Source organism: Streptomyces sp. SJL17-4, from assembly GCF_036826855.1.
Taxonomy (GTDB): Bacteria; Actinomycetota; Actinomycetes; order Streptomycetales; family Streptomycetaceae; genus Streptomyces.
The window spans coordinates 1,118,318-1,130,397 of sequence record NZ_CP104578.1 but is presented as its reverse complement, the minus strand read 5'-3'; the positions used below and the strand labels follow the sequence as shown (position 1 = coordinate 1,130,397).

Genomic DNA, 12,080 nt, shown 5'->3' with positions numbered 1-12,080 from the left:
TCAGAGGCCCATCTGCTCGCGCGTGAGGTAGCCGTGCTTGGGCAGCAGCTTCTGGCCCTCGGGCGAGAGGATGTGGTCGATGTACTGCTTGACGGTGCCCTTCGGCTTGCCGTTGGTGATCATGTACAGCGGACGGGTCATCGGGTACGTGCCGGACGCCACGTTCGCCAGGGTGGGCGCGACGCCCTCCAGAGGCACGGCGACCAGTTCGGGGTGACCGTCGATGAAGCCGGTCGACAGCGGGGCGACGGAACCGCGGGTGGACTTCAGCTTGTTGCGGGTCTCCAGGTTGCCGCCGACGATGGCGTAGTTCGCGGACTTGGGCGGGGCCGGCGGCTCGTCCTTGCCGTAGATGAACTTGTCGAGGACCTCACGGGTGCCCCGGCCGGGCTCCTTGTCGTACACGAAGACCTGGAGGTCGGGGCCGCCGACCTCCTTCCAGTTGGTGATCTTCCCCTCGAACAGGCCCGCCACCTGTGCCTTGGACAGACCCTTGACCCCGCCGTCGGCCACTTCCCTGGTGATGATGACGCCGACGGCGTCCGCGCCGATCTGCGTGGTGACGAAGTCCGCGTCGGGGTACGCCTTGTGGTCCTTGTCGGACAGGGGCTTGGAGCTGAGGGCGATGTCGATCTGGCCGGTGCCGAGCTGGGAGATACCGCCGGCGGAGCCGCCCTGAGTGGCGACGGTGATGTTCAGGCCCTTGGCCTTCAGTGCCTCGGCGGCGTCGGAGGCGACCGGGGCGACGGTGGTGGAGCCGCTGGCCTGGATGGCGTCCGAGCCGGCGTTCGCGGAGCCGGCGCAGCCGGTCAGGGCGGCGGCCAGGAGAAGAGCGGCGGAGGCGGCAGAGGCGCCCTGGCGGACACGCCGTCCGGTGAAGCGCGGCGCTCTGCGGCGGATTTCGGTGGACATGAAAGACATGGCGGTGCCTTTGCGGTGAGGGAAGGGGTGGGATTCGGGTGACGCCGGTGGCCGATCGCCGAGGCCAGGGCCCCATGTGGCAGGCGGGTCTGGGGTCGTGAGGGTGAAGGGGTGCGGTCGCGCGCCCCGGCGGAACCCGTACCGCGTGGACGAATGACGGCGACTCACGGTGTGCAGCCGGATGCCCTTGCGGATCCTTACCGCGTTCTCCGTTGAACCTGCTCAGGACCGCAGGGCTGCCGTAGGGCTCACACGCCTGAACGATTGAGTGCTCGGCCCACTCCCCTTTGAAGGGCCTGAAGCATGAAGGCATCGGTATCCGTCCACCCGCTGACCCCGGGTGTGGACCGCGATGCCGTGGGCGAACGCTACCGCCTCCGAGTCGCGCTGGCGACATTTTGATGGGCGAAATCATCGATGATCGGCGATTGAATTTGAGTCACGGGCTGGGATGGCGGCTGCACGGCATGAGGCCGGCCACGAATTCCGAAGCCGCATGGGTCGCCAGTCCACGGCCTCGCCCTGGACGGCTTCAAGCTGTGTGAACAAATGGATTCAAGCGGGTGACCTCTCTTCGCAACCAGCCACAGACGAGGGCGAATCGGGGCAGTGGCGCTCTGTGGCGACGGGGGCCCGAGGGATGGTCTTTCAGTCATTCATCGATCTATTGACATACATCGCTCAACGCTGGCAGGGTTCCGGCCGTCGGTCGACAGCGTCGTTACCGACCTGGGCTCTGACCCGGCCCCACCTCGATCCGTCACGCTCCTTGATCACTCCCTGGGGGGAAGTGTGAGTAGTCCCCGTGTTCTGGTCGCCTCCGCGTTCGAAGCGGAGCTCCAGCCCTTGACGTCCGCGTGTGCGGCAGCCGCTCTGCAGCAGCACGGCGCCGACGTCGTCGGCTGGGACGCGCACCTGCTTCCCGACGCCATTCCGGAAGGCCCCTTCGACCTCACGCTGGTCTCGGTCCAGCAGTTCGAGGGTCTCGAGCGGGGAATCGCCCTGGCGCGCAGGGTCTCGGAGGCGTACGGCACCACGGTCGTGACCTTCGGCCAGTACGCACAGATGAACCACCGAGAGTTCCTCGAGGTCGCCGACGGCATCATCATGGAGGAGCCCGAACTCATCAGCGAGGAGCTGGCCCAGCTCGCCGCCGGCGCCATCGCGCTCGACGCGGTGCCCGCCCTGATGACCCGCACGGGCATGCGGCCCAAGCCCCCACGCCGGCGCATCTCGGTCACCAAGCCTGCCCGGGACCTCTTCCCCTCCCTCGTGCACTACCCGGCGCACCACTCGCCGTTCGGCCTGATGGGCAACATCGAGGCGTCCCGCGGCTGCCACCACAAGTGCACCTACTGCTCCGTGTACGGCGCGTACGACGGCGGCGTCGCCGCCTACGACGCCGACAGCGTCCTGGCCGACGCCCTGCAGTTGGCGGAGGAGGGCGTGCGGCACTTCTGTTTCATCGACGCCGAGTTCTTCAACTCCCGCACCATCGGCATCGGTGTGGTCGAGCGACTCGTCGAGGCCATCGGCCCCATCACGTTCGAGTTCACCACCCGCGTCGACCACGTCCTCGACTACACGAAGGAACTGGAGAAGCTCGTCTCCCTCGGGCTGCGCCGCGTCACCTGCGCCCTCGAGTTCCCCTCCAACCGCATCCTGCGCATCTTCGACAAGCACATCGACGTCGACCACATGCGCGAGGCGGTCGACGAGGCCGAGCGGATCGGCTTCGAGCTGTACCCGACGTTCATCCCTTTCACCCCGTGGATCGAGTACGAGGAGCTCCTCGGCTTCGAGGACTGGCTGGTCGAGACGGGCCTCGCCCGCGTCACCGACCCCACCGCCCTGCAGACCCGACTGCTGCTGTTCAAGGGCTCCCCGCTGCTCTCCTCGCCCTGGATGGAGGACATCGCCACCGTCGACCGCGGCTTCTGGGTGGAGTGGACCCACCCCGACAAGCGAGTCGAGGAGCTCTGGCAGGAGCGCCGCACCGACGCCGAGGACGCGGGCAAGATCCGCTGCTGCGTGAAGTGCTGACCCACCCGCTCACAAGAAAAGGACACTGACATGGGTGGATCACCCCGCGTCGTCATCTCCACCGGCCAGGCCCTCCCGGACATGGACTGGACCGGCGAGCTCGCCGGTCTCACCGACTCGTGGCCGTACCTCGGACCCACCTGGCTGCGCGCCACGGAGAAGGTACTCCCCGACGTCCAGCCCTGGCACACCCTCGCCCACCGCGCCCGCGGTGAGCTGGCCCTTCTCCCCGGCTACATCCTCACCACCCCGCCGGTCGTCGACCACGAGCCGCGCACCTACCTCGGATGGCAGGCGCCCTCCGGCGAAGAGGTGTGCTGCGGCGCCGAGACCGACGCCGCGCGCAGCGCCGAGGTCGACGCCCTGGGAACCGAGCCCTTCTTCCCGACGCTCCTGCTCGGCTCCCCTCTGGGCTACCGCACCGAGGTCGCCTACAACTTCTGGACACCCACCCTGATGGGGTCCATCGTCGACAAGCTCGTGCCCGCCGCGTTCGAGGCAGGCATCCGCTGCATCGTCGCCCCCTGGATCCCCAGCCGGCGCGGCAACGACGCCCTCGTCGACGCGCTCGACGCCGCCGGCGCGTCCACCACCTTCTGGGGCTACGAGGACTTCATGAGCCTCGACGCGCCGAACTGGGAAGGACACCTCGCCGCCCTGCCGCTGAAGAAGCGTCAGCGCATCAAGGGCGACGTCCGCCGCGCCGAGGCCGCCGGCGTGACGATCGAGCGCGTCGACGGCACCGACATCCGCCCCTATGTGGCCCGCATCGCCGAACTCACCTGCCTCAACCGGGAGAAGAACGGCGCCGGCGAGGAGCCCGAGCACATCGTCGGCATCCTCTCCGCGCTCATCGACGAGGGCGCGGACGTCCGTGCCTACCTCGGCTACAAGGATGGCGCGCTGGTCGCCACCTGCGTCACCATCCGCAAGAACCACCGACTCTTCCCGAAGTGGGCCGGCTTCGACTACGCCGCGATCGGCGAGCGCAGCGGCATCTATTTCGCCCTCGTCCTGGATGCGCCCGTCCGCGACGCCTACGCCGAGGGGCTGCGCACCGTCGAGTTCGGCGCCGGAGCGCACCAGGCGAAGGCCCTGCGCGGCTGCACCCCGCGCGAAGTCCGTACATCGATGCTGCTCTCCGACGCGGCGCTGCGGCCGCAGGCGAGCGCATGGCTCGCCGCCTTCGGGAACAGCAGGCGCGTCGCGTTCGGCGCGGCGTCCCCCGCCCCGGCCCAGCCCGCGAACCTGCCCCTCCTGGGCGGCTCCGGCGACAGCGGCTGCTGCGGCTGACCCCGCCCGACTCCACGACAAGGACGAGAAGGACCACATGATCACCTTCATCCCCCTGACCGGATTCCTCGGGGCGGGCAAGACCACCACCATGACCGCCGCCGCGCTCGCGCTCCAGGAGCAGGGCCGCAAGGTCGCCGTCATCACCAACGACCAGGGCGTCGAACTGGTCGACACCAAGCTGGTGCGCAGCAAGCTCGACAGCGTGGCCGAAGTCACCGGCGGCTGTTTCTGCTGCAAGTTCGAGGACCTCGTCGAGGCCATCGTCGCGCTGGTCGCCTCCGACAGCGTCGACACCGTGATCGCCGAGGCCGTCGGCAGCTGCACGGACCTCCAGGCCACCGTCGTACGACCGCTGCGCCAGTACTACGGCGACGACATGGTCGTCGCCCCGCTGACCACCGTGGTCGACCCGCTGCGGCACCTGGCGTTCGCCCGCGCCGCCGAGCGGGGCGAGCCGGAGTCGGACCTGTCGTACCTCTTCCGCCAGCAGCTCACCGAGGCCGACGTCATCGCGGTGAACAAGCTGGACACCATCACGCCGGACCGGGCCGAGGAGCTCCTCGCCTCGCTCCGTACGAGCAACCCGAAGGCGACCGTCGTCGGTTACTCGGCCACCACGGGCGCCCACCTGGACACGCTGCTCGACGCGTGGCAGGCGCCGGCGACGAACGAGGACGTCGTCCTCGACATCGACTACGACCGGTACGCGGCCGCCGAGGCGCAGCTCGCCTGGATGAACCAGGAGCTCGACCTCACCGCCGCCGGGGAGGGTTTCGACGCGACCGCGTGGGCCCGAACCGTCCTCCAGGAGCTGTCCGCCTGGGCCGCGGAGCAGGACGCCGTGATCGGACACGCCAAGATCACCGTGGAGACGGCCGACGGCGACTTCGCCAAGCTCAGCCTCACCGAGTCCGGCGCGCAGCCCACGCTCGACCGCGCCGCCGCCGCGCACGTGCCGGCCGGCCGGGCCGTCGTCAACGCCCGGGTCGCCTGCGAGCCCGACGCCCTGGACGCGGCCGTCACCGAGGCCGTCAAGGCCGCCGACCTGGCCACCGCCGTCACCTCCTCGGCGACCACCCCGGTGTCGTTCAAGCCCTCCTACCCGCGCCCCGTGCACCGCCTCGCCCCCGCCGGCGCCTGACCGAGAAGGACCACCCGTCATGAGCGACACCACCACCGCCGGCAGCCTGCAGGAAGAGGTCCGGGAGTACTACCGGGCCAAGGCCGCCGAAGCCGAGACGAGCGGCGCCTGCTGCTCGCCCGACCCGCAGACCTTCGGCCCCGCCGCGTACGACGAGATCGGTCCCGGCACCGCCCCGGACGCCGCCCTCCTCGCCAGCCTCGGCTGCGGCAACCCGAGCGCCGTCGCCGAACTCCGCGAGGGCGAGACGGTCCTGGACCTCGGCTCCGGCGGCGGCCTGGACGTCATCCTCAGTGCCCGGCGCGTCGGCCCCGACGGCCGCGTCTTCGGCCTGGACTTCCTGGAGGAGATGCTCGCCCTCGCCGCCCGCAACGTCGCCGACGCCGAGATCGACAACGTCGTCCTCCTCAAGGGAACGATCGAGTCCATCCCGCTGCCCGCCGACACCGTCGACGTGATCATCTCCAACTGTGTGATCAACCTGTCGCTGAACAAGCCCGCCGTCTTCGCCGAGATGGCCCGCGTCCTCACCCCCGGCGGCCGCCTCGGCATCAGCGACGTCGTCGCCGAGGACCGGCTCAGCCCCGAGGAGCGGGCGGAACGCGGCGGACACAGCCAGTGCATCGCCGGCGCCCTCTCGGTCGCCGAGTACAAGGAACTCCTCGACGCGGTCGGCCTGAAGGACGCGGAGGTCGTCTTCACCCAGGAGGCGGCCGACGGCCTCCACGCCGCGATCATTCGCGCCAACAAGCCGGTCGACAGCACCGCCGGCGCGCAGGAGTGCGCGCCCGGCGGCACCTGCTGCTGACGCCATCGTCACGGCCAGGTGTCCGTGGCCGGAGCCGAAGCTCGGGCCACGGACACCTGGCCACGTTGTGCACCCTTGTGCTCGCCGCGAGCCGATCCCGGCGCGTGCAACGGCCGACAGCTCCTGATCGCAGGGCCGGTCCGCTGCTCGCCACGGCCGGCGTGGCGGCCGTTCTCCTCGTGGTCCGCCAAGGATTCCCATGCCCGAAACGTCGCTCGACCGGGAGACCGTCGAGGAGTACGCCCGCTGGTTCCGAGCCCTGGCCGACCCCACGCGCATTCGCATCATGCGGTTCCTGAGCGGTCGGCCGGGGCCCGTGCCGGTGGGGGAGATCGTCGACCACCTTCGACTCAACCAGTCGACGGTGTCGCATCACCTGAAAATCCTCCACACCGTCCGCTTCCTGACCCGGCGCCGGGCCGGTGCCAGCATCCGGTACGCCATCAACCCCCGCTGCATCACCGAGTTCCCGAGCGCCGCCGACATCCTCATCGGTGCCACCGCCCCCTCCTGCCAGGAACCGGGATCCAGCTGAAGGCCCCTCGGCCGCTGCCGTGGGAGCGGATCAGCCGGCAACGAATCTCGTGCCGGCTCCTTGTGCTCGCTCGTGGCGGTGGGACGGAGGGAAGACCGACTGGAGTGCGACTCGCCACGCCGGCCCGGAGCAGAGGGCCAGCTCCTGCCCGTCAGGTCCGCCAACGTGACGGGCAGGAGCTGGTGTTCATGGGGAGCGTCGACAGCGTGGGCCTCGGTGTGGCCTCAGGCTGTGACGGCGACGCTCGCGGCGGCCTTGCTCCTGTCGGCAAGGGCGGCGAGGTATCGCTCCGCGTCGAGTGCGGCCTGGCAGCCGGAGCCTGCCGCGGTGATGGCCTGGCGGTAGGTGTGGTCGACGACGTCACCGGCGGCGAAGACTCCCGGCAGGTTCGTGCGGTTGGAGGGCGCCTCCACCTTGACGTAGCCCTCGTCGTCGAGGTCGACCTGGCCGGTGAGGAGTTCGGTGCGCGGGTCGTGGCCGATGGCGATGAACAGGCCGGTGGCGTCGAGGTCGCGGGTCTTGCCGGTGAAGGTGTCGCGCAGGACGACGCCGGCGAGCATGCCGTTCTCGGACTTGATCTCCGCGATCTCGCTGTCGAAGGCGAAGGAGATCTTGTCGTCCGCGAAGGCCCGGTTCTGCATGACCTGGGAGGCGCGCAGGGTCGAGCGCCGGTGGACGACGGTGACGGAGCGGGCGAAGCGCGTGAGGAAGGTGGCTTCCTCCATTGCGGTGTCGCCGCCGCCGACCACGACGATGTCGCGGTCGCGGAAGAAGAAGCCGTCGCAGGTCGCGCACCAGGAGACGCCGCGGCCCGAGAGCTCGTCCTCGTCGGGGAGGCCGAGCTTGCGGTAGCCGGAGCCGGTCGCAATGATCACGGCCTTGGCGCGGTGGACCGTTCCCTCGCTGTCGGTGACTTCCTTGAAGTCTCCCGTCAGGTCGACGGAGACGATGTCGTCGTCGATCATCTCGGCGCCGAAGCGCTCGGCCTGGGCCCGCATGTTGTCCATAAGGGCGGGTCCGTCGATGCCGGTGGGGAAGCCGGGGAAGTTCTCGACCTCGGTCGTCGTGGTCAGGGAGCCGCCGACGAAGATCGAGCTGCCGAAGAGCAGAGGCTTGAGCTGGGCGCGGGCGGTGTAAAGGGCGGCGGTGTATCCGGCGGGGCCGGAGCCTATGACGATGACCTCACGGACGTCATCCCCGGTCGCTGCATGCGAGGCGGTCAAGGGAGTCACGCCTCCTGCTTCGCGTCGATCTCGTCGATGAGGCCCTCGATCAGGACCTTGATCTCGTCACGGATCGGACGGACGGCCTCGACACCCTGGCCGGCCGGGTCCTCCAGGGCCCAGTCGAGGTACTTCTTGCCGGGGAAGATCGGGCAGGCGTCGCCGCAGCCCATGGTGATGACGTAGTCGGACGCCTGGACGGCCTCGGGGGTCAGGACCTTGGGCTTCCGGCCGGAGATGTCGACGCCGACCTCGGCCATGGCCTCGACGGCGGCCGGGTTGACCCGGTCGCCCGGAATCGAACCGGCGGAGCGGACCTCGACGCGGTCGCCGGCCAGATGGTCGAGGAACCCGGCGGCCATCTGGGAGCGGCCCGCGTTGTGGACGCAGACGAAGAGCACGGAGGCGAGCGGAGCGGTGGTCATCGGTTCTTCCTTGCCGGCAAGAGGTCAGCCCCGGCTGGTATCAGCAGCGAGTGATGTGAGAGTATCAGCCCATGATGACGTCAGTCGACACTGATCTGATCCGGGTTCTGGCCGATCCCCTCAGGCTCCAGATCGTGACCCTGCTCGCCCGCGAGACCCTCTGCACCACCCACCTCGTCGAGGAGACGGGCGCCAAGCAGACCAACCTCTCCAACCACCTGCGCGTGCTGCGTGAGGCCGGTGTGGTGGAGACCGAGCCCTGCGGTCGCTTCACGTACTACCGCTTGAAGCCGGACGTCATCGCCCAGCTCGCCGGCCAGTTCGCCGACCTGGCCGAGTCCGCCCGTACCGCTGCCGAGAACAAGAGGGCCTGTCCGTGACCCCCACCCAAGCGCCCGCTCCGCCGGAGGATTCCTCGGTCGTCGCGAAGCTGTCGACGCTCGACCGCTTCCTCGCCGTCTGGATCCTCCTGGCCATGGGCCTCGGCCTCGGCCTCGGGCGGCTGATCCCCGGACTGAACGACGCGCTCGCCAAGGTCGAAATCGGCGGTATCTCGCTGCCCATCGCCGTCGGCCTGCTGATCATGATGTACCCGGTCCTCGCCAAGGTCCGGTACGACAAGCTCGACGCCGTCACCGGCGACAAGAAGCTCATGATCTCGTCGCTCGTCATCAACTGGATCCTCGGCCCGGCACTCATGTTCGCCCTCGCCTGGATGTTCCTGCCGGACCTGCCCGAGTACCGCACCGGCCTGATCATCGTCGGCCTTGCCCGCTGCATCGCCATGGTGATCATCTGGAACGACCTGGCCTGCGGCGACCGTGAGGCCGCCGCGGTCCTCGTCGCGCTGAACTCGGTCTTCCAGGTCCTCGCCTTCGGTGTCCTGGGCTGGTTCTACCTCGACCTGCTGCCCGGCTGGCTGGGCCTCGGCGAGGGCGAGACGCTCGACATCTCGATGTGGAAGATCGCCCTGAACGTCGTCATCTTCCTCGGCGTCCCGCTGGTGGCCGGGTTCCTCACCCGCCGGATCGGTGAGAAGAGGATGGGCCGGGAGTCGTACGAGACGAAGTTCCTGCCGAAGATCGGTCCGTGGGCGCTCTACGGGCTGCTCTTCACGATCGTCATCCTTTTCGCCCTCCAGGGGAAGACCATCACCTCTCAGCCGCTGGACGTCGCGAGGATCGCGCTGCCGCTCCTCGTCTACTTCGCGGTGATGTGGTTCGGCACCTTCGTCCTCGGCAAGGCCATCGGCCTCAGCTACGACCGCACCGCAACGCTCGCCTTCACGGCCGCCGGGAACAACTTCGAACTCGCCATCGCCGTCGCCATCGCCACCTTCGGCGTCACCTCCGGCCAGGCGCTCTCCGGAGTCGTCGGCCCGCTCATCGAGGTGCCGGTCCTGGTCGCGCTCGTGTACGTGTCGCTGGCCTGGCGCAAGAAGTTCGCCCCTGCTCGGCGGTGACGCCGCCACGCCACTCCTCGGTGCCTCGCCCCCTCGACCGGGCGAGGCACCGTCGCACGAAGGGAAGCCGGAGAGATGAGCAGCTCACTCGACGTCGTCGTGATCGGCGGTGGCCAGGCGGGACTCGCCGCCGGATACCATCTGCGCCGCCTCGGCGGCCTCGGCTTCGCAGTCCTGGACGCCCGGCCCACGCCGGGCGGAGCCTGGCAGCACACGTGGGACTCGCTGCACCTCTTCTCGCCGGCCGCGTACTCGTCCCTGCCGGGTCGCCTCATGCCGCCGCAGCAGGGGGAGACGTACCCCGACGCCGCTCACGTCGTCGACTACCTGACCGACTACGAGCAGCGGTACGAGCTCCCCGTACACCGGCCCGTTCACGTCGAGGAGGTCCGCCGCGACGGCGAGCACCTGCGCGTCGAGACGGACGCCGGTGTCTGGCGCGCCCGCGCCGTCATCAGCGCCACCGGAACGTGGTCACGGCCGTTCCTTCCCGCCGTTCCCGGCCGTGAGGCGTTCCAGGGGCGGCAGCTCCACACCGTCGAGTACCGCACCCCCGGCGAGTTCGCCGGAATGCGAGTCATCGTCGTCGGAGGCGGGAACTCCGGAGCGCAGATCGCCGCCGATCTCGCGTACGACACCGACCTCACCTGGGTCACCCAGCGACCCGCGCGGTTCCTCTCCGACGAGATCGACGGCCGTGCCCTCTTCGACCACGCCACCGCCCGCCGCCGTGCCCTCGACGAAGGCCGCACCGACGGCGGGGGAGTCGCTTCGCTCGGTGACATCGTCGCCGTACCGCCCGTACGTGAAGCCCGTGATGCGGGCCTCCTCAAGGCGCAGCCGATGTTCACGCGTGTGACGGGGGCCGGTGTCGAGTGGGCCGACGGTACGCGCGCCGAGGCCGACGCGATCATCTGGTGCACCGGCTTCCGTCCCGCTCTTGCCCACCTCGCCCCGCTAGGGCTCCGCGGTCCTCGCGGACACATCCCCACCCGGGGAACAGAGGCTGTCGGAGAGCCCCGACTTCATCTGCTCGGGTACGGCGACTGGACCGGGCCGGCCTCGGCCACTCTTGTCGGCGTCGGCCGTCCCGCCCGCGAAGCCACCCGAGCCATCGCTGCGCTTCTGCGATGAGACTGCGTGGGTGAAGGAAGGGTGAACGCCTGACGGATATCGATCGTCGGATTCGCCGTGCGATCTTGTCGGCTCGTATGGTGTCCGGATGGCAACTCCGTTGGCAGGCATACCGATCGAAGACGTCAGCGAGGAGCACTGTGCGCCCTGCTCCCCGGGGCGGCTGATCGGCCGCGACGAAGTCGAGACGCTGACAGCCCAGTTGAAGGCAATGGCCGACCAGACCCGCCTCCAGATCATCCACCTCATCGATCAGTCGCCGGCCGGAGAGCTCTGCGTCTGCGACCTGACCGAGTCGCTCGATCTGGCGCAGCCCACGGTGAGCCGTCACCTGAAGATCCTCACCACTGCAGGGCTGCTGCGCCGTGAACAACGAGGGACGTGGGCCTGGTTCTCGATCCGCTGGGATGCTCTTCAGGAGCTCAGGAGGCGCGCCTTCCCCCGAGGTGTCGACTGCTCGCCCTTCTGACCGCTCCGTTCAACGCACAGGCGCCGCATCCATCTCCACGATGAGATTCTCGACGAGGCCCCTGATCGCGTCGCCGCACCGCCTCCACCCCTTGCCCGGCCGGGGCGTCGAGCTTCCCATCGAAGGAGCGCTTGCCGGGGAAGCATCCGGGATACCTACGTCTCCTCAAATGGGTTGCGATACAAGAGTGTTCGGAAATCTGGTGGTTGACACCGGTTGCGCTCGGTGTGTCACGATCAGGCCATGCTGACGTCGGTGAACGCGGAACTGCTGAGGGCCCTGGCGGACCCCCTGCGGCTTCGCATCGTGTGCCTGCTTGCCCGTGAGTCGCTGTGCACGACTCATCTCGTCGAGGAGACGGGCGCGCGGCAGACGAACCTGTCGAACCATCTCCGGGTTCTCCGGGAAGCGGGCGTCGTGGAGACCGAGCCCTGCGGGCGTTTCACCTACTATCGCCTGCGCCCCGAGGCGCCGGCCGAACTGGCCACGTTCTTCGGTGCTCTGGCCGACGGGGGTCACGAAGCCGCTGCGGCTCGGCGGCCCTGCGGTTGAAAGCCCGGCCGCTTCTCCTTCGGAGCGCCCGGGTCGTCTCGACGTCCCTTGCCCGTGACCCGGGGCCTGAG

At 69.3% G+C, this 12,080-nt stretch carries 13 protein-coding genes; 10 read left to right on the top strand and 3 right to left on the bottom strand.

The window, feature by feature from the left end:
* Positions 1–912, bottom strand: a complete 912-nt coding sequence (locus tag N5875_RS04915) for a phosphate ABC transporter substrate-binding protein (protein ID WP_338492040.1) — start codon at positions 910–912, stop codon at positions 1–3.
* Positions 913–1,713: 801 nt separating this feature from the next.
* Here N5875_RS04915 and N5875_RS04910 point away from each other — a divergent pair.
* From N5875_RS04910 to N5875_RS04890, 5 genes are all read left to right on the top strand, one after another.
* On the top strand, positions 1,714–2,964 hold the full coding sequence (locus tag N5875_RS04910) for an RCCLKC-tail radical SAM protein (protein ID WP_318209416.1): 1,251 nt from the start codon (positions 1,714–1,716) through the stop codon (positions 2,962–2,964).
* Positions 2,965–2,994: 30 nt separating this feature from the next.
* The gene (locus tag N5875_RS04905; RefSeq protein ID WP_318209415.1) at positions 2,995–4,257 is read left to right on the top strand and encodes a GNAT family N-acetyltransferase; all 1,263 of its coding nucleotides are present in this window, start codon (positions 2,995–2,997) and stop codon (positions 4,255–4,257) included.
* A 37-nt stretch (positions 4,258–4,294) separates the two neighbouring features.
* The gene (locus N5875_RS04900; protein ID WP_338492039.1) at positions 4,295–5,401 is read left to right on the top strand and encodes a GTP-binding protein; all 1,107 of its coding nucleotides are present in this window, start codon (positions 4,295–4,297) and stop codon (positions 5,399–5,401) included.
* Positions 5,402–5,420: 19 nt separating this feature from the next.
* On the top strand, positions 5,421–6,209 hold the full coding sequence (locus N5875_RS04895; protein WP_318209413.1) for a methyltransferase domain-containing protein: 789 nt from the start codon (positions 5,421–5,423) through the stop codon (positions 6,207–6,209).
* Between the two features lie 199 nt (positions 6,210–6,408).
* Entirely contained in the window at positions 6,409–6,744 is a 336-nt protein-coding gene (locus N5875_RS04890) for a metalloregulator ArsR/SmtB family transcription factor (protein WP_318209412.1), read from the top strand.
* 224 nt (positions 6,745–6,968) lie between these two features.
* Here the strand turns inward: N5875_RS04890 and trxB are convergent, their stop codons facing one another.
* Positions 6,969–7,967, bottom strand: coding sequence for a thioredoxin-disulfide reductase (gene trxB, locus N5875_RS04885; protein WP_338492036.1), 999 nt, complete (start codon positions 7,965–7,967; stop codon positions 6,969–6,971).
* A gap of 5 nt (positions 7,968–7,972) precedes the next feature.
* A complete protein-coding gene (locus N5875_RS04880) occupies positions 7,973–8,392 on the bottom strand; it encodes an arsenate reductase ArsC (protein WP_318209410.1) in 420 nt (139 codons plus the stop codon).
* Positions 8,393–8,463: 71 nt separating this feature from the next.
* Here N5875_RS04880 and N5875_RS04875 point away from each other — a divergent pair, with 71 nt between their 5' ends.
* The 5 genes from N5875_RS04875 (at position 8,464) to N5875_RS04855 (ending at position 12,009) form a co-directional block, all read left to right on the top strand.
* Positions 8,464–8,772, top strand: a complete 309-nt coding sequence (locus tag N5875_RS04875; RefSeq protein ID WP_187620930.1) for a metalloregulator ArsR/SmtB family transcription factor — start codon at positions 8,464–8,466, stop codon at positions 8,770–8,772.
* The gene (gene arsB, locus N5875_RS04870) at positions 8,769–9,854 is read left to right on the top strand and encodes an ACR3 family arsenite efflux transporter (RefSeq protein ID WP_338492033.1); all 1,086 of its coding nucleotides are present in this window, start codon (positions 8,769–8,771) and stop codon (positions 9,852–9,854) included. The genes N5875_RS04875 and arsB overlap by 4 nt, the downstream gene beginning before the upstream one ends.
* A 75-nt stretch (positions 9,855–9,929) precedes the next feature.
* A complete protein-coding gene (locus tag N5875_RS04865; RefSeq protein ID WP_338492031.1) occupies positions 9,930–10,988 on the top strand; it encodes an ArsO family NAD(P)H-dependent flavin-containing monooxygenase in 1,059 nt (352 codons plus the stop codon).
* Between the two features lie 88 nt (positions 10,989–11,076).
* Complete coding sequence (locus N5875_RS04860) at positions 11,077–11,457, top strand: metalloregulator ArsR/SmtB family transcription factor (RefSeq protein ID WP_318209406.1); 381 nt, start codon at positions 11,077–11,079, stop codon at positions 11,455–11,457.
* Positions 11,458–11,700: 243 nt separating this feature from the next.
* Positions 11,701–12,009, top strand: a complete 309-nt coding sequence (locus tag N5875_RS04855; protein WP_318209405.1) for a metalloregulator ArsR/SmtB family transcription factor — start codon at positions 11,701–11,703, stop codon at positions 12,007–12,009.
* The last annotated feature ends 71 nt before the right edge of the window (positions 12,010–12,080 follow it).

Coding starts and splice junctions, on each gene's coding strand:
- N5875_RS04915 (WP_338492040.1), bottom strand. CDS start 912: ATGTCCACCGAAATCCGCCGCAGAGCGCCGCGCTTCACCGGACGGCGT.
- N5875_RS04905 (WP_318209415.1), top strand. CDS start 2,995: ATGGGTGGATCACCCCGCGTCGTCATCTCCACCGGCCAGGCCCTCCCG.
- N5875_RS04900 (WP_338492039.1), top strand. CDS start 4,295: ATGATCACCTTCATCCCCCTGACCGGATTCCTCGGGGCGGGCAAGACC.
- N5875_RS04895 (WP_318209413.1), top strand. CDS start 5,421: ATGAGCGACACCACCACCGCCGGCAGCCTGCAGGAAGAGGTCCGGGAG.
- N5875_RS04890 (WP_318209412.1), top strand. CDS start 6,409: ATGCCCGAAACGTCGCTCGACCGGGAGACCGTCGAGGAGTACGCCCGC.
- N5875_RS04880 (WP_318209410.1), bottom strand. CDS start 8,392: ATGACCACCGCTCCGCTCGCCTCCGTGCTCTTCGTCTGCGTCCACAAC.
- N5875_RS04875 (WP_187620930.1), top strand. CDS start 8,464: ATGATGACGTCAGTCGACACTGATCTGATCCGGGTTCTGGCCGATCCC.
- N5875_RS04865 (WP_338492031.1), top strand. CDS start 9,930: ATGAGCAGCTCACTCGACGTCGTCGTGATCGGCGGTGGCCAGGCGGGA.
- N5875_RS04860 (WP_318209406.1), top strand. CDS start 11,077: ATGGCAACTCCGTTGGCAGGCATACCGATCGAAGACGTCAGCGAGGAG.
- N5875_RS04855 (WP_318209405.1), top strand. CDS start 11,701: ATGCTGACGTCGGTGAACGCGGAACTGCTGAGGGCCCTGGCGGACCCC.